The 17,246-nt window shown below is 38.2% G+C and carries 19 protein-coding genes; 9 read left to right on the forward strand and 10 right to left on the reverse strand.

Annotation, left to right across the window (positions count from 1 at the left end; all coding sequences use genetic code 11):
• Window positions 1–12 precede the first annotated feature (12 nt).
• The gene (locus N3F66_11955) at window positions 13–366 is read left to right on the forward strand and encodes a hypothetical protein (GenBank protein MCX8124857.1); all 354 of its coding nucleotides are present in this window, start codon (window positions 13–15) and stop codon (window positions 364–366) included.
• A 356-nt stretch (window positions 367–722) separates the two neighbouring features.
• On the forward strand, window positions 723–1,187 hold the full coding sequence (gene tadA / locus N3F66_11960; GenBank protein ID MCX8124858.1) for a tRNA adenosine(34) deaminase TadA: 465 nt from the start codon (window positions 723–725) through the stop codon (window positions 1,185–1,187).
• Here tadA and N3F66_11965 read toward each other — a convergent pair.
• Both N3F66_11965 and N3F66_11970 read right to left on the reverse strand, forming a co-directional pair.
• Window positions 1,182–2,171 (reverse strand): sensor domain-containing diguanylate cyclase, encoded by a 990-nt coding sequence (locus tag N3F66_11965; GenBank protein ID MCX8124859.1) that lies wholly within the window; start codon window positions 2,169–2,171, stop codon window positions 1,182–1,184. The genes tadA and N3F66_11965 overlap by 6 nt on opposite strands.
• A 139-nt stretch (window positions 2,172–2,310) precedes the next feature.
• Window positions 2,311–3,618 (reverse strand): ATP-dependent 6-phosphofructokinase, encoded by a 1,308-nt coding sequence (locus N3F66_11970; protein MCX8124860.1) that lies wholly within the window; start codon window positions 3,616–3,618, stop codon window positions 2,311–2,313.
• A gap of 668 nt (window positions 3,619–4,286) precedes the next feature.
• Between N3F66_11970 and N3F66_11975 the strand changes: the two genes are divergently transcribed.
• A complete protein-coding gene (locus N3F66_11975) occupies window positions 4,287–5,300 on the forward strand; it encodes a FecR domain-containing protein (protein ID MCX8124861.1) in 1,014 nt (337 codons plus the stop codon).
• A 19-nt stretch (window positions 5,301–5,319) separates the two neighbouring features.
• The gene (locus N3F66_11980) at window positions 5,320–6,126 is read left to right on the forward strand and encodes an ATP-binding cassette domain-containing protein (protein MCX8124862.1); all 807 of its coding nucleotides are present in this window, start codon (window positions 5,320–5,322) and stop codon (window positions 6,124–6,126) included.
• Between the two features lie 49 nt (window positions 6,127–6,175).
• Here N3F66_11980 and trxA read toward each other — a convergent pair whose 3' ends face one another.
• Entirely contained in the window at window positions 6,176–6,487 is a 312-nt protein-coding gene (trxA, locus tag N3F66_11985; GenBank protein ID MCX8124863.1) for a thioredoxin, read from the reverse strand.
• 714 nt (window positions 6,488–7,201) lie between these two features.
• Here trxA and N3F66_11990 point away from each other — a divergent pair.
• Window positions 7,202–7,471: a cupin domain-containing protein gene (locus N3F66_11990; protein MCX8124864.1), complete on the forward strand. Its 270-nt coding sequence runs from the start codon at window positions 7,202–7,204 to the stop codon at window positions 7,469–7,471.
• 174 nt (window positions 7,472–7,645) lie between these two features.
• Window positions 7,646–8,176, forward strand: a complete 531-nt coding sequence (locus N3F66_11995) for a hypothetical protein (protein ID MCX8124865.1) — start codon at window positions 7,646–7,648, stop codon at window positions 8,174–8,176.
• A gap of 58 nt (window positions 8,177–8,234) precedes the next feature.
• Here N3F66_11995 and N3F66_12000 read toward each other — a convergent pair whose 3' ends face one another.
• The 3 genes from N3F66_12000 to N3F66_12010 all read right to left on the reverse strand — a co-directional run bounded on the left by N3F66_12000 (window position 8,235) and on the right by N3F66_12010 (window position 10,697).
• The gene (locus N3F66_12000; GenBank protein ID MCX8124866.1) at window positions 8,235–9,005 is read right to left on the reverse strand and encodes a crotonase/enoyl-CoA hydratase family protein; all 771 of its coding nucleotides are present in this window, start codon (window positions 9,003–9,005) and stop codon (window positions 8,235–8,237) included.
• Between the two features lie 111 nt (window positions 9,006–9,116).
• Window positions 9,117–9,926, reverse strand: coding sequence for a zinc transporter ZupT (gene zupT, locus N3F66_12005; GenBank protein ID MCX8124867.1), 810 nt, complete (start codon window positions 9,924–9,926; stop codon window positions 9,117–9,119).
• 6 nt (window positions 9,927–9,932) lie between these two features.
• Entirely contained in the window at window positions 9,933–10,697 is a 765-nt protein-coding gene (locus N3F66_12010) for a nitroreductase family protein (protein ID MCX8124868.1), read from the reverse strand.
• A 173-nt stretch (window positions 10,698–10,870) separates the two neighbouring features.
• Between N3F66_12010 and yhbY the strand changes: the two genes are divergently transcribed.
• The gene (gene yhbY, locus N3F66_12015) at window positions 10,871–11,176 is read left to right on the forward strand and encodes a ribosome assembly RNA-binding protein YhbY (protein ID MCX8124869.1); all 306 of its coding nucleotides are present in this window, start codon (window positions 10,871–10,873) and stop codon (window positions 11,174–11,176) included.
• A 1-nt stretch (window position 11,177) separates the two neighbouring features.
• Here yhbY and N3F66_12020 read toward each other — a convergent pair whose 3' ends face one another.
• Both N3F66_12020 and N3F66_12025 read right to left on the reverse strand, forming a co-directional pair.
• The gene (locus N3F66_12020; protein ID MCX8124870.1) at window positions 11,178–12,137 is read right to left on the reverse strand and encodes a hypothetical protein; all 960 of its coding nucleotides are present in this window, start codon (window positions 12,135–12,137) and stop codon (window positions 11,178–11,180) included.
• Entirely contained in the window at window positions 12,134–12,988 is an 855-nt protein-coding gene (locus N3F66_12025; protein ID MCX8124871.1) for a hypothetical protein, read from the reverse strand. The genes N3F66_12020 and N3F66_12025 overlap by 4 nt, the downstream gene beginning before the upstream one ends.
• Before the next feature lie 284 nt (window positions 12,989–13,272).
• Between N3F66_12025 and N3F66_12030 the strand changes: the two genes are divergently transcribed.
• Window positions 13,273–13,929, forward strand: coding sequence for an XRE family transcriptional regulator (locus N3F66_12030; protein MCX8124872.1), 657 nt, complete (start codon window positions 13,273–13,275; stop codon window positions 13,927–13,929).
• A 4-nt stretch (window positions 13,930–13,933) separates the two neighbouring features.
• On the opposite strand, the gene N3F66_12035 is transcribed toward N3F66_12030, so the two are convergent.
• Window positions 13,934–14,845, reverse strand: coding sequence for a bifunctional methionine sulfoxide reductase B/A protein (locus N3F66_12035; GenBank protein ID MCX8124873.1), 912 nt, complete (start codon window positions 14,843–14,845; stop codon window positions 13,934–13,936).
• A gap of 307 nt (window positions 14,846–15,152) precedes the next feature.
• On the opposite strand from N3F66_12035, the gene N3F66_12040 reads away from it, so the two are divergent.
• On the forward strand, window positions 15,153–16,343 hold the full coding sequence (locus tag N3F66_12040; protein ID MCX8124874.1) for a hypothetical protein: 1,191 nt from the start codon (window positions 15,153–15,155) through the stop codon (window positions 16,341–16,343).
• A 55-nt stretch (window positions 16,344–16,398) separates the two neighbouring features.
• On the opposite strand, the gene N3F66_12045 is transcribed toward N3F66_12040, so the two are convergent.
• A partial coding sequence (locus tag N3F66_12045) for a glycosyl hydrolase family 18 protein (GenBank protein ID MCX8124875.1) occupies window positions 16,399–17,246 on the reverse strand: 848 nt, incomplete at its 5' end.

The raw sequence follows: 17,246 nt of genomic DNA on the forward strand, positions 1-17,246 counted from the left end.
GAATAATACAATATGGGATTTGCAGTACGTGTATATGAAGCATTTAAGGAAGATGAGGTAAAAGCAAAAGTGCTGGCTGAATTTGTTGAGAAAGTAGAAGAAGCAATCAGCAATAATCAGGTAGCAACACGACAGGATTTAAGCTTACAGGAGTTGAAGCTTACAAAAGAGATGAAGGAAATAGAATTACGGTTAACAAAAGAAATAGAGCAGGTGAGGGCTGAGCTTAGATTAGAGATTGAGCGTGTAAGGGTGGAAATACAGCAAGTGAAGGGTAGCATTTTAAAGTGGCTTATAGGGTTATTGCTTACTCAGACCATCACCATAATAGGGATTATTGTAGGGCTATTCCAGGTGCTAAGGTGATATATGCAACATATAGTTGTTTGAAAAAATTTATATTGAAAATGGGGTGATATTCACCCCATTTTTTTTATAATTATGTGAGGGTAAATGAGGTATCACGCCGAGTGCGCTGAGTATGCAGAGTGATTGGGGTCAGAGCATATATTTACAAGATCCTGAAACAAGTTCAGGATGACCCGCTGTCATAATAAGGGGTCAGAGCCAAAACACTCTCCCACCTCCGCGTTCTCTGCGTGGTACAAAACATTGATTTTATTAAAAATTTTGTGGTTGTGATACAATCTTTGTGTGGTAGTAAATACTATGAACGCAGGTGGTAAAGTACCCTTAAATTATATCTGTGAGGGTCAAAAGCAATGAACAAAGATCATCACATGTATATGGCCATTGCTCTTGAAGAGGCAAAATTAGCAGAAGCTGAAGATGAGATCCCTGTTGGTGCAGTGATAGTTATGGGTGATCAAATCATAGCTCGCGCTCATAACAAAACGCGGCAATGCTCTGACCCCACGGCACATGCAGAAATGTTGGCTATCAAAGATGCAGCAAGCTATTTGCACAATGAGCGGCTTGTCGGCTGTAGTATGTATGTCACAAAAGAGCCGTGTGCAATGTGCGCGGGTGCTATCGTACATGCGCGCATTGAAACGCTTATTATTGGCACAAAAGATTACCGTTTTGGTGCATGCGGCACGGTGCTAGCTGTGTGCGGAAATACAGCACTTAATCATACGCCAGAAATGGTGTTTGGAATTTGCCAGGAAGAATGCAAAACAATATTACAAAATTTTTTTAAAAAGTTACGCCCTGATAAATCATGATTTCTGCTGCCGTGCTTCTTCTATGAGCTGGCTTAATCGATTACGTGTGCCAATACTTAATCCGTGGCTTACCTGTATTCTAAGGTGAGGATGGTCGGGCAGTGTGATGGTGTGCAATTTTTGTATGATGCGCTCTACAAGAGATTTTAAATCAAAGTAATTGTCACAATTAATAATTGCTAAAAACTCATCACCTCCCGTGCGGAATGTGATATCGTGTTCCCTGAGGCTTGCTTTTAGCAAGCGCGATACCTGTTTTAAAATACGATCGCCTTCTTTGTGGCCACCAATGTTATTTATATCATTCAACCCCTTGATGTCAAACAAAAGAACTGCAACGATATTGGTGGTATCCTCGCGGCGAACAGGTTCTTCTTTGGACCAAATTTTAGTTAATTCGTTGAGCTTTCGAACATTATAAAGCCCTGTTAGTGGGTCTATTGATGCAAGGGTTGTTGCCTTTTCATACAGCAAGGAATTAGCAAAGGCGATAGCACTGAAATCAGCTATAGTTTGCAACACTAAATAATCATCAGATGAAAAGATTCCACCCTGTGCCCTGTTAATTAGCTCTATGACACCGTAAAGGGTATCGCGAAAAATCATGGGCACTGCCATAACCGATTTTGTGGAAAAACCGGTAATTCTGTCAATTTTATCGCTGAAGCGATTATCAATGCTGGTATCGGGCACAAATACAGGCTTCCTTGTTTCAACGACATAACCTGCAACACCTTCTCCTTTTTTGAGGCGAATGTTTTTGACGCTGTCAAAATCAATTCCATGAGATATCACAAAGTATAATTCTTCCGAATTGGGATCATAGCGCAAAAGGCTCCAGTTTTGCGGCGCAAAGTAGGTATGGACTTCTTCCATAATGCCTTCGAGTATGTGTTCAAGTTCTAGAGAGGAAACGATAAGCTTGCCTACATTTGCATACAGCTGTTTTACTTTATACAGTTGGTCCATATCGTTAGTAGTCATATCACATAACCCGGATGATTCTATAATTAATTATTATTTCTTTGGAAAAATAATATATAGTATAAAAAAAGCAAATAAAAAATATATTGCCGCTACCTATATTTGTACTACGAGTTTTTAAAAATAAATAGCTGGCCTACTACGACGCAAAGAAATCGGGCTGGCAGGTGCTCTGTTTTACCATTGACCACAGATATCCATTGGGGTCAATGCGTTTTCGTTTCCTGGTGACCAGTGCCAGCGGAATGTAGGTGAAATAGGAATGCCATGAACCCACCACAAAACCGGTTTTGCCTGCCATTGCTCCATGAACCGCATTTTGTGCAAGCATAATGCAATACACTGCATCGTCGCTTGATGCCGGCACGCTGCGCACCAGATAGCTTGTGTCAATATATTTGATGGTTACGGGGATATTGCGTTTTGCACAATAATTGCTGATTGCATCTTTTAAAAGGAGCCCTATGTCGCCGTATTTAATGTTGCCCGAAGCATCGGTTTCTTTTGGGCCGGTAAAATATTGTTGTCCTGCACCTTCTGCTACAACAATCACTGCATGGTTGGCAGCATACAGACGTTTTTCTAAATGTGGTAAAAAGCCATGAGGCCCTTCCAGATCAAAGTGAACTTCGGGGACAAGACAATAATTGACCTCATTTGAGGCAAGCGTGACAAAGGCAGCAATGTAGCCAGCATCACGTCCCATAACGCGCACTATGCCAATGCCGTTTTTTGCCCCAATAGCTTCAGCATGGGCAGCATAGATGGCCTGTGCAGCAGTGGACACAGCTGTGGAAAATCCAAAGGTTTTATCCACAAACCATATATCATTGTCGATAGTTTTTGGTATTCCAACTATGGCAATAGGAAGCTTTTGTCGTTTTACTTCCTGATAGATGTCGTACGCACCGCGCAGTGAACCATCACCACCAATGATGAATAGTATATTGATGCCATGTTCAACTAGTGTAGCAACTATTTCCTTTTCATCCTGCTGTCCACGCGATGAACCAAGTACTGTGCCGCCCTTTTCGTGCAGGTCATGGACAAAAGCTGGAGTAAGTTCTATGAATGAATGCCCATAGCGTTTCACCAGGCCTTCAAATCCATAGCGTACACCATAAATTGTCTTTACACCATACTGGAAGTTAAGCATTCGAACAATACCCTGGATAACATTGTTTATACCAGGACATAGTCCCCCGCAGGTTACTACTGCAGCTTTTGTTGTTTCAGGATTAAAAAAAATTTTTTTACGTGGCCCTGCATTTTCAAATGAGGCGATAGTTCCTGTTTCATTGAAAGATTTCTGTAATAGGTGTTCTTCGATGTCTACAGCAATACGCTGGGAATCATCGATAAACTTTGATATTTTTAAGGGCGAATCAATAGTACAATTGCCCAATGAGTCTATTGTAGTGTCATCAAGTGAAATGTGTTCATTCATAACAATCAATAGATATATTTTTATAATGCAGTATAGCAAAAAAAATGTAATATACCAAAAATAGTACACACCTCATCAGCAATAATAGCGAAGGAAAGCGACACATAGGGTGTTGTTATAAAAAAATTATTGTTGTTAGAGGGATAAGCTTACAGAAAATATTTTTTTTCTTTACACTTTTTTTATTTTATTTAGTAATAGGTTATAGATTAAAGTTGAGAATAATATCTAGTAACTTTAGGTATTTGCAGTGCTAAAAAATAATGCAAAAATAGTCAGAGAAAGTTGCAACTGTACGCTGAGTGTAGCTATTTTAATATAATGATGAAGAGCATAGGGTATTTTTACTTCTATGCTGAATTTAATTCAGGGTTTTATCACAATAAGTTATCGTGGACGTGATTCTGGTTTTTATCACAATAAGTCATCCTGAACTTGATTCAGGATCTAAATGTAATGGAGATTCCGGATCAAGTCCGGAATGACGATAGGTGTAGAGATTCCGGAGGGGTTTAGAAAGAGGCTAGGTGGAACGATTCCGTATTAAGTCTGGAATGACGGTAGGTGGAACGATTCCGGAGGGGTTTAGAATGACCATGTGAAAAGTGAATATTCCGGGGGGTCCGGAATGTCAATAGTAAAATCATTCTTTTAGGAGGAAGTCATACATGAAACAATTATGTTCATTGATGACAGTGCTAACAGTTTGCTTTGCCATTGCATGTACCAAAGAGGCAAAACAGGATATATTAAAAATCCATTCTTTTTTTGGAGAAGTGAGAATTCAAACTAATGATAAAATAGCTGTGCCTGAGGTTGGTCAGATTTTGTCAGTCAATGATGTGATTATAACCGGAAAAGAATCTGTAGTTGATGTGGTTTACCGCAATGCCGGGATTATCCGCATACATGAAAATACAAAGGTAACTATACAATCGCTTTTAAACAACAATGCTGATGATGTTACATTAAACATTGATAGCGGCAAAACATTTGCTACATTGGGAAAACTGAAAAAAGGCGACAGTTTTGCTTTAAAGTCAAAGACAGTTATTGCAGCTGTAAGAGGCACTTCATTTAGAATGGTTGCTGATGATAAGGGTGCGCAGGTCAACGTTATAGCTGGCAAAGTAATGGTGAAACCGGTGAGCAATGAAACGGTGGTAGAAGATGTTGAAGTGATAGTTGAGGAAAACCAAACAGTTGCTCTTGATACTAAAACAGTTGAAACCATAGTGCAGAAGATAGAGGAAAAGAAATCTGAAACTTATGAAAAAGATGAACAGCAGAAAATTATTGAAGAATTAAAGGAAAAAATTAAACCAGTAGAAACTCCAAAAGAAGCACTAAAAGAGATAAAGAAAGAAGTAAAAGATATTCCAGTAGTTGCAGTAGCACATGAAGAAGTAAAACAGGAAATTAGCAGAGTTGTGGAAGATGACAGTGAAACAAGAAAGCAGCAAGAAGAAAAATTATTAAAAGATAAAGAAGAAAAGGAAAAAGCTGAAAAAGCATTGAAATTGAGGATGGAAAAGGAAAAACGTGAAAAGCTATTAGCTGAAAAGATGGAAAAGGAACGTTTGGAAAAAGAAAAACTTGCAAAAGAACAAGCAGAGCGTGAAAAGGCAGCTAAAGAACAGAAGATAAAAGAAGATAGGGTAAAGAATATACCAACGCTGTAATACTGAATGAATAAATAATTTGAAGCTCCATGGTGTATATGCTACTACATATACTATGGAGCTTTTGCGTTTACAAAATGTATCCCTGTGGCGAAATTCTGTTACAATTCTTAACGACATTAACATATCTGTCAATTATGGCGAGCAGTGGGCAATTCTTGGACCCAATGGATCGGGGAAATCATTTTTAATGAATATAATTGCCACGCTAATTTTTCCGTCCCAAGGCAAGGTTATCATTGCTGGGAAAGAATTAGGCACAGTCAATGTATGGGAATTGCGCACTCACATTGGTATTGTAAGCGACTACCTGCAATATTCCTATCCACCAAAGACTAAGGTTGTTGAGGTTGTAGCTTCTGGCTTTTACAGCAGTTTGGGGTTATATCAGGAGCTATCGCCTGCTATACAAAGAAAAGCTGAAAACATTTTACATACCTTGGGATTATTGCACTATGCTGATACGCCTTTTGGCAAGCTTTCGTATGGCGAGCAAAAAAAAGTGCTTATTGGCAGAGCATTGGTGTATGATCCTGATATTTTAATTTTGGATGAGCCATGCAACGGGCTTGATATACGCTCACGCGAGGAGTTTTTGCATACGTTGTCAAAACTGGTACAAATGCATAAAACCATTCTGTATGTAACACATCATATAGATGAAATCATGCCATGGGTTAACAGAGTGCTGTTGCTTGCACAGGGGCAGTGTGTGTATGCTGGGGATCGCCAGGTGCTTAATAATGAAGAGCTTTTGAGCAGAGTAATGGGATACCACATTGGAGTATTTCATCATAATAGCAGGATGTATTGGTATGTAAAATAAAAAAAGCGGCTGGTGTTGCCAGCCGCATGTGTGAATAGGGTAGAGTGGGTTATTGGAGTCTGCGTTTAAGGACTTCCTCAGGCTGTACGCCAATCATGCGATCAACTTCTTTGCCATTTTCAAATAGTATTAATGTTGGAATAGCACTTATACCAAACTTACGTGCAATTCCCGGATTAACGTCTGTATTGCACTTTACTATTTTTGCATTAATCCCGTTTGATGCCAATTTCTCAAGTATAGGTGTTTGCAAACGGCATGGCCCACACCATGGAGCCCAAAAATCAACTAATACTTTTCCGTTTTCCTTGAGCACAGCAGTATCAAATGTAGCTTCAGTTACTTCTTGAATTGATGACATTATAAACATCCTCCGTATTAAAATATCTGTTTAGAATATAATTAAATACTTAAATATTGGCAACTAAAATTTTGTTAATTTTAAAAAATTTTCAGGTAATCGATAAGTCCTTTATAAGTCACATCTTTGCGTTTCTTGCGTGATGATAAATTATGCCTTTGGCTGAGAGTGCAGTGGTCACAGAGTAGATAGAGTGAAATGATGAAATGAGGGGTCAGAGCCCAAACACTCCCTCAATTCCGCGTTTTCTGTGTGAGATAATAATACATCACACCAAGAGCGCTGAGTACACAGAGGAAATGAATTAAGGGTCAGAGCTTAAAACAGAGTGTAAAAACTCTTTTATCTTTGCGTTCTCTGCGTGGGAAAAAAGTAACATCACGCAGAAGAAGCTGGTGACGATGAGTTGGTGGGGTCAGAGCATATTTTAAGATCCTGAAACAAGTTCAGGATGACTCAATTTAATTTATCATAACATTGGTTGGGGTCAGAGCATTGCAACAGTATAAAATTTTTTTGTGTTAACGGTAGCTTTTTTAAACACTGAAAGATGCACAAATTTATTCTGTAGACTGATATTTTTGTTGAAAATAGATGCTACATTTATATAGTTTTGTGTATGAGTGATGGAAATAATTTAATAAAGAAAATAATTATACAAGCGCAATAAATGCTTATAATGATATATTAAATTTTTTTAAGGGGAATAGAAGTATGAAAGTCACTGTTGAAAAAATAAAAGAAGAAGAATTGAAAAAGCAGGGAGTATTTAGCTGGCCAATCTGGCAAAAGGAAATATCTGATTTTGACTGGTACTATGATACCACAGAGCAGTTCTATGTACTTGAAGGTGAGGTGGAAGTAGAAACTGAAGATGGTCAAAGGATTGTGTTTGGTGCTGGAGATTTTGTAACATTTCCCAAAGGCGTCAAATGTCGCTGGCATGTAAAAAAACCAATACGCAAGCATTATAATTTTAAATAATCCTGACAACATTTAGCTGTCAAACAAACCTGTTGAAGTTAGTTATGTAAAATTATATCAAACTTACACTAGCATATATTTAATATTGATTGAGGATAAAGCATTACACTAAATATTCTAGGGTAAGCCAAATATAAGATTGGTGATATTACTATTTTCAATGGAGGTCAAATTATGAAAAGTAGTTATGCTGTTATAATTATACTGTTATCATGTTTTGTTATTGTATCGTGTGCAACTGCAGAAAAAAAAGTTGGATGCATTGAAGGAAAGTGCGATGAAGGCTATGGTGTGTATGTATGGGAAGATGGATCAAAGTATGCAGGAAGTTTTAAAGATGCAAAATTTAACGGGCAGGGGACATTTACCTGGCCTGATGGTCGCGTGTATACAGGAATTTATGTAAACGGTAAGCGACATGGATATGGAGTAATGAGCTGGCCTGATGGAAGTTCCTACAGGGGGCAATTTAATCAGGATGATATTACCGGCAATGGTACTTTTACATATGCTGATGGCAAAATCTATACAGGGCCAATGGTAAAAGGTAAAGCGCACGGAAAAGGTATATTGCAATGGCCAGATGGGACTCGGTACGAAGGTGAGTTTATCGAAAACAGAATGGAAGGGCAGGGAATTCTTATTTATCCGGATGGAAGAACATTAAAGGGGCGCTTTGTTAACGGAATTCTTGTTAATGAATAATTTTTGCAATAATAGAAAGAAGGATATAGTATAGTTAATACATTAAAAACATTTGGACTTAACTGTCGTAGTGTTTTCCTTTTGAAGCTGCAAATTTACGAGCACCTTCTAAGGTTTCGCCACTTCGAATCACATCAGTGCCCTTTGCAAACTCCATCTCCATTGCATCGGCTAGTGGCATGTTAAGTCCCCTGTACACACACATTCTATCACTACGCAGACAATTTTGTGGGAATGATGCGATTTTTTGTGCTAATTCTATTGCTGCTTGTTTAATATCACCCTGGACAAGATAATTTACCAGACCAAACTGGTAGGCTTCTTCAGCATTAATTTCCCTGCCAGTGATGATTAAATCCAATGCTCTGCTCAATCCTATAAGGCGCGGAAGGCGCTGAGTGCCGCCATCTATTAGCGGAACACCAAACCTGCGGCAGAATACTCCAAATTTAGCTGTCAAATCAGCCATGCGGATATCGCACCAGCAAGCAAGTTCCAGTCCACCTGCAACCGCATACCCTGAAACAGCAGCTATAACAGGTTTTGATAAGAGCATGCGTGTAGGGCCAAGAGGTCCGTCTTCCTTCATGTTAGGATTGAGTTTATTTTTTCTGGGTCCGTCTTCGGCAATTGCTAGCAAATCAGCACCTGCACAAAAGTTACCGCCAGCGCCGGTAAGTATGGCTACCTTGAGCTTTTCATCAGCATCAAAATTTTTAAATGCTTGGCTCAGTTCTTCAGCAGTTGGGCGGTCAATGGCATTACGTACCTGTGGTCTGTTTATTGTTAGGATTAGTATATCGTTTACTATCTCCTGTATAATATTCATAATGGCCATCCGTATTATAATAATATACGTATTATATAAAAGACTTACTGCAAAATGTCAAATTAAAATATTAATTACTGTTGATGCTATCATTACATTAAGACATACAATTTACTGCATCATAACAAGAGATACAGCCATAATGAACATCCCTGCAACAAAACCTGCAATAGACATGTGATGTTGCCCAAATTTTATGGCTGCAGGCAGCAACTCATCAACGGAAATAAACACCATTATACCGGCTATGAATCCAAATACAATACCAAACAAAGCTTCTGACATAAAAGGGGAAAGTATTGCAAACCCAATAAGCGCACCTACCGGTTCCGAAAGTCCGGAAATAAATGAATATATAAAAGCTTTTTTTCTGCTGCTAGTGGCATGAAATATTGGCACTGCTACTGCAATGCCTTCAGGAATATTGTGCAGGGATATTGCAATGGCGATAGGGACTCCCACCTTTGCATCATGAAGGGCTGCAGTGAATGTAGCCATTCCTTCGGGAAAATTGTGAATACCAATTGCCAGTGCTGATAACAGCCCAAGCCGCATCAATTGCTGCTCACGGCTTGTGGCGGGAAGTGGCATGTTTTCAACTGGCTGTACTTCGTGTGGGTTTTCAGCGGATGGAACAATAATGTCAATGATCCCAATAAACGCAATGCCGCCAAAAAACGAACTCAATGCTACCCAACCACCCCAATGCCCAAATTCATGCCGTAGTACATCAAATGATTTTGCAAGTATTTCAATCATGGAAACATATATCATAACACCGGCCGAAAATCCCAAAGCAAGCGATAGTACCTTGGTATTAGTTTTTTTTGAAACAACTGCTATGGCACTTCCAATGCCGGTGGCAAGACCAGCTAAAAGTGTTAAGAGCAAAGCAAATAAAACATTGGATTGCTCATACATAGATAGTTATACCTTCTTTAAGAATCTACTTTCATCAAAGCGGATACGTGGACCATATATACCACCAACAGCGCGCTTACCAGCAGATATTACCATGACAACTATCGCATCTTTAGGAAGGTTAAGGATCTTTTTTATTCGTTTAGAATCAAACCCCTCCATGGGGCACGAATCATATCCGTATGCTCGCAGTGAGAGCATTAGATTTTGACATGCTAACGCAGTAGATTTGACTGCCCATATTTTTATATGGCATTTTGATATTGGTTCGCGAATGACTGGTGTTTTGAGACCGCGGATAAAGAACAGCAACCGCTTTACAAGACCCCATGTTCCAAAAAACCCTTGATTATACACAAAAGGAACAAGCCTTTTATAATACCAGATAGCAGCTTTTGGAACATTGCCTGCGGCTTCAAACAGCTTTACCATTTCCTGTGCATGCTGACGCCATGTGTTTGTGCGAGCAACCGCCACAAATAATGTTGCAGCTGTTTTTGCAGCTATTTGATCAAGGCAAGCTTTGTTCATCTGCTGTCGGATGGTAGGATCAACAATGTGGTAAATTTCCCATGGCTGAAGATTGGATGAGTTAGGTGCAAGTAGTGCATTATGCAGGCATTGATTTATTATTTTTTCTGGTATTGGTTCATTTTCATAAATCCTCACAGACCTGCGCGAATCAATAACCTTTTGGAATTCCTTTGCATCAATTTTGGGCGCCTTTTCATGATACTTAAATCCGGGATCATCTGTTAAAATATTTGCCATATATAACTCCTATCATAACACGTAAATTAAAAAAATTATTGCAATAAAATGATAATTAATTTTACTTGCATTAAAAGCAATGCATACGTGTGTAATACTGTCAATTATAAAAAAAGAAAATGCGGTGTGAATGAAAAAGGCATTTTTAATTTTTTTAAATACCTGAGGGTTGTATGAATAGCATTCCCCGCAAAAAAGTTAAATATTTAAAGGCATGTGCTCATAGCATGAAGCCGGTTGTACTGATAGGCAAAAATGGTCTGTCGCAAGCTGTACTTAATGCTATTGATGAAGTTTTGTTGAGCCATGAACTCATCAAGATCAAGTTTATCGACTGTAAGGAAGAACGAAAGGAACTTGCACAGCAGATAGTGGAGCAAACAGGGAGCACACTAGTTACTATGATTGGCAATGTCCTCATTATATACCGGCAGCATCCTGAAGCTGATAAACGGCAGTATGAATTAGCGGCAATGTGACTTATTTGTATTTAAATGTATAGATTTGTCTTCCTTCAAAAGGTTTTGCTTTCATAAAGAGTTTTTGTGTCTTTTCATTAATACACTGGTATACATCCTGTGTGATAAACAAACCCGGATCAGTAGTATATTTTTGTCCAAGGTGGAATAATGAATTAATACAATCAGATATTATTGTACCTGTCTTGCCACGTGGCTGATACACGGTATTTCCTATATGCATTGCAATTCTGTACTGTATAACCTGATTGAATGTTGTGTGTTCAAGTGATATAATACTGCGGTTTAACATGAGGCGGATTGCATAATATATTGCAGGTATAGAATCTCCATTGAATGGGAAAAGAAATAACCCGGTTGAGTCCATCCACATCCAACATCGACCATCAGCCTGATATAACAATTCTTCACAATAACGCCTAAAGGAATGAATTTTGCTATTTAAATGCTCTGATCCAATATGCTTTTTCAATTCATGTATATCCAGTATTTCTATAAATAAAAAGCAGAATGTATACTCATTACCAGGAGCAATACTGTCCCATGAATTTGGTGCAATGATATATTTATTCTGCACAGTAGATGATAGGGTTATATTTTTAAATTTTATGATATATTGAAGACGTGTTTGGGGAATTGGCCTTTGAAGTACTTCTTTGTTGCAATAATCACAAGCATTATTGTGAAAAAACCATGCAATATCTTTTATGGTATTCTTCAAATCTATAATACCATAATATATCCCTTCTTTATTAAACTTTTTAATATGTTTTTCTATCTCAGATTTTTTTAATCCTGAAATATCGTAATAATATAGTGTGTTTTTATTCATTGATTTCATTTTATTTGATTCATTATACTCAATAAATGATGTTGAATATTTTTTGGATTTGATTATTGTTTCAAAACCTTTTTGCACTAGCGGAAGATTTTTCTTCTGATAAATTATACAAATATTCATTTGCTATTCCATTGTATTGAATATATATAATGTAAAGTTGCTCCAATTTTTTTTGTAGTAAATTTTTCTGCTATTTGGGCATGAAGTGATGAATAAACCGGGTTGGTTATATTAATTGAGTTAAGCGGTGTAAAGCTTGATTCAATCTCCATAATCTTTTTTACAAGTTCGGTTTTCTTTAGCTCCTCAGGTATATGTTTGTAGGTGCAATACCCTGTGTCAATAGCAACCCTGATATTCACTGGTTCTGGAAGTTGTGATTCGATGACATTAAATAAAAATAATTCATGGAATATTTCAATCGCAGCACACACAGCAGACATGTTCCTGTTTCCAAGAATAAATGCTGCAATACAGCCATCACCTTCCCAATTCCATATTCGCCCATTTCTTTGTTCCACTGCTGCAGTAACTATATGGCGTAATCCTTGATATGTTTGGGTTATCAGCTGTGATTCATATTTGCGGACAAGTTTGGAATTTGCTGCAATATCTAATCTAAGCAATGTAACGATATATTCTTCATCTTCTTCAAGCACTCCCCAATTAGGGGTTTTTCTGGTTTTGGCATTTTCTATGAAAATGCGGTTATTTTTATCATAGACAAAACCTAAGTTTATTATTTCGGCAATGATTTCATGCAAATGAGCTATCGGATACCTGCGCCCCATGATGCCGTTTTCCTGTGCTTCCATAAGCGCATGTACTAGCTTGAAGAAAAGCTTTGATTCGCTGAAGTCGTGTAAAATCTGAGCGGCTGCATCTTTATTTGGTATTGGCATGCTTTCGGAAAAGCCCATTATTTTATGGAGATTATAGTTAGGTACAATGCTTTTGGCAATTCGTTCCATGGTATGAACATCCATGGATTTTGTGAGAGCTTTTTCCGTTATCGATAAAATTGAATAGGGAATTTTCATGATTTCTTGATAGTACTGTGCATCACAAATTTGTCAAAATTTTTTTTCTTATAAAATAATTTTTTATCTCATATTGAGAGGTCGGTAGTAACCGACCTCAACCCAACACCAAAATTTTTTTCTTGTAAAATAATTTTTTATCTGATAGATGATAATTTTAAGGATATACTTGAAATTGTATTTATGAGTGGAATATAATTTTTAAGGATAGTACCATGGGTTCTTATTCATCGTATGATATTCCAGACACAGATAACAGTGAAGTATTCCAGCGTTTTACTGAGTATTATACCAATAATGTTTTATCTTCCACAGCATCATTGAGCGATAAATTAAAACAATTCAGAATGCAGAATAATCTTACGCTTGAACAGCTTGCTGCAATTACAGGTATCAGTGGAGAGCTTCTGCAAAGGATTGAAGATCGCCATGTGTATCCTTCATTAAAGATTATTCATCAGCTTACCCGATCACTGCAGAAGGCAAAGGCTTTAGTTGCGGGTAGCCCAGTTGAATGGGGTTACACTGTTATAAAAAAAGATGAAATCATTACGTCAAAAAATGAGCGGCCCAAAGCACAGCACAATAGTGTTGAAGCAGGTTTGCAAAGGGGTGAAACTGCAAGCGAAGCTGTTGCAGTCAAGGCATACATTATAACACTGGAAGGCAACTACACAAAAAAAGATTTTTCCATTCACAATGGTGAAGAATTTATCCATGTGAAAAAAGGTGCAATAAAGATAACCTTAGGTGCTAATGAAGTTATATTGCAGCAGGGTGACAGTATCTATTTTCTATCGCTCATCCCCCACAAAATTGAAAATATTGCTTCGCATGAGTCAATCATCCACGTTATAGTCTATCAAGAGTAAGTAGTCAGAATTCATGAATCTTATTTAGATTTATATGGCAGTATCCACCAGGGTTTTTTGTGAGATAGTCCTGATGATATTCTTCTGCCTTATAAAAATTTTTAGCCATTGCAACTTCCGTGGTCACTGTGATGCCTTTTGCTTTCAGCTGGCTGATTATCTCATCAATTGCATGCTTCTGCCTATCGCTTATATAAAAAATTGCTGAACGATATTGTGTGCCAATGTCTAGGCCCTGCCGGTTGGGAGTACTTGGATTGTGAATTGCGTAAAAATGCTTTAAAATTTTTTCAAGGGTAATAATTTTTGGGTCAAAGGTTACCAGCACTGTTTCCGCATGACCAGTTGTACCGGTACATACGGTTTTGTAATCGGGATTGTGCGTGGTGCCGCCACTGTAACCGACAGTAGTGTCAACCACGCCTTTTACTTTTTTAAAGTACGCTTCGACGCCCCAGAAGCAACCACCGCCAAGGATAATCTGTTCAAATGGCAATTGCACTTCGTCAAAAAGATACATGTAATCCAGGTATCCTTCTTCAATCATCTTCTCGACAGGAATAAAGCGAAGTGCTGCAGAATTAATGCAGTAGCGAAGTCCAGTTGGGGCAGGTCCATCGTCAAATACATGTCCCAGATGCCCATCCGAACTTTTGCTACGGACTTCAGTGCGCACCATTCCGTGCGAGGAGTCAGAGCGTGTAACTAATGCATCCGGGTCAACAGGTTGTGTAAAACTTGGCCATCCAGTGCCGGAATCAAATTTATGTGTGGATGAAAATAACACTGTCCCCGTCACTACATCAACATATATACCATGCTTTTTGTTATCCCAGTATTCGTTATGATATGGAGGCTCTGTGCCATTTTGCCTAACTACATAATATTGTAACTGAGTGAGATTTTCACTTTTCATGGTTAAATCCTTAAAAAAAATATTGCTGCAACTTATTGCTAGCAGTGCTAAACAAACGATTAATTTCATTGTAGTGTAAATATAATCATTTTATTTTAAAAGTCAATAGTGTATTGTAATAAAAACAAATGAATATGAGCGATAGTTACTGATGGAGGGGTCACAGCCTTAAAATAAAAAATAAAATTTACAAAATCTTAATATTTGGCTGAAAATAACTTTATATGTAGATGCTTACTTACACACAGGATTTTGAAAAAAATCAGTTGTATACTATTTTTAACAAAATGATGTAAGGAGGGTTTTAATGAAGTTTGTAAAGAGTTTAGCGTTGGTTGCAGTATTGGCAGTTGCTACTGCAGGTTTTGCACAACAACAAGCAAAACCTGAAGAAAAACCAGAAGTTAAGCAAGAGCAGCCAGTGCCAGAAAAACCAAAACTGGAAGTTGGCGGACTGGCATACATTGAGTGGTCAAAGGAGTTGAAGCATTCAGCTACTACTAGAAACCCTGATGAGAATTATAATACATTTGCAATCAAGCGAGTGTATCTGGATTTCAAGAAGAAGTTGGATGATATGTGGAGTGTACGGGTAACAACCGATGTTGGTCAGGTTGACAGTAAGGCTAGTAAGAAGTATACAGAAACAGGAACAACAACATCTACTCCTGAATCAAAGACTAACTTTTACACTGTCTTCTTAAAGTATGCTTATATTGAAGCAAAAGAAAAATTAGACTTTGCTGAGTATAAGTTTGCATTTGGTATGATTAGCACTCCGCTTATTGGCTTTGTTGACAAGCAGAGTGATTACCGCTGGTTAGAGCAAAACTATGCTGACCAGGCTAAAACGGTACTATATTATTTGGATGGAACAACATTGAAGGGTCAATCAATTGATAACTCTGCAGACATGGGTGTGAGCTTGGAAGTTTCAATGTTTAACAAGCTTGTAACTATCACCGGTGCATTAACAAATGGTGAAGGCTACAAATATGCTGATGAGGTGAAGTTAGGTGACGATGGCAAGGCATACTATGGCATGCTTACCATTATGCCAATAAAGGACCTGTATTTTGTTGGAATTTACCGCAACCAAGATACCAATGACAAGATAAGTGACAATTACAATAGGTATATGGGTGGTGGTGTAGTATATTCTGATGAGTGGTACAAAATTGGCGCAATGTACTATATCCCTGAAGTAAGTACCAAAAAAGCAGGTCAAGCTGCAGTAGAGAATAAATACAAATTATTTGATAGCTGGGTGCATGTACGGCTTGACCAGATTGTAGATATGCCTGTAATCGTTGTGGGTAGATACGCCTTTGGCGAAAACAAAGATGTTGATAAATCAAAAGTTACATCATGGGCAGCAGGCCTTGGGTACTATATTGCCAATGGTCTGAGGGCGGTAGCTTACTTTCAGAATGTAAAGTCTGAGGCTCTTGATGATCCAGATAGGCAGATCTTTGTAAAAACTGAAGTTAAGTTCTAGCAATATCTCACTCAACTCCTACAGAAGGGAAGCTTTGTAGCGAGCTTCCCTTTTTTTATTCAAATCCCAAGCGCCACAGGGCAACGCCTTTAAGATTATATAGCTTAACCAGTTGATATAGTTGGCTGTGGGTTTGGCTATCTGGTACGTAGGCAACAAAGCGGTCATTATGGTTGGTGTATTCAAACGTAATGGTTCCAGAGTTGTGGCGATAGCTACTGTATAATGCCAGATACTTTGGTATTGACTTCATGGTGATAACAGTATAGTATCTGTCATTTTTCCACATATACCCGTATGCAGGGATACCTAACCACACTCGCTGTGGTTTGAAATATTGTAGTATATACTCAATATTTTTCTTTGTCCATTGTATGCTTGTCACTGGACCTGGTTTTGTTTTAGGATTATGAAGGTCGTAGCACATCACAACCACTTCATCAAGATACGCGGAAAGAAGCGCACAGTCGTGGAATGCCGAATGGGTTGGATTGAATTCAATCTGTGGAAAGATTGCTGCTGAAAGCTTAATGTCAGGAGCTATCGCCCTGAAATGTTTTAAAAATTGTGCAAAGGCGGGAGCGTAGTGTCCTGGTAGATATTCAAAATCAAAATGGCATCCCCACCACTTGTTGGTACGTACTGCTGCAGAAAGTGCTTGTATAGTTTTTTCCCAGTGCTGCGGATGAGTTAAAAATGCAATGCCATCCTTGACGCTAGTGAAAGTAATATGCGGGAGTAGTGCTATAGTATGTTCGTGTGCCTTTTTAAAAAGTGTGGTTTCATTTGTAAATTGTGGTATGGTGCACTCAGTGGCATTGATTGTGATGCCGGTAAAACACAGTACAGTACAACTGGTAAAACGCTTCTCCCAGTACTGGATGTGTTTTTGGTAAGGAAGAC

The organism is Spirochaetota bacterium (assembly GCA_026414805.1).
GTDB lineage: Bacteria > Spirochaetota > UBA4802 > UBA4802 > UB4802 > UBA4802.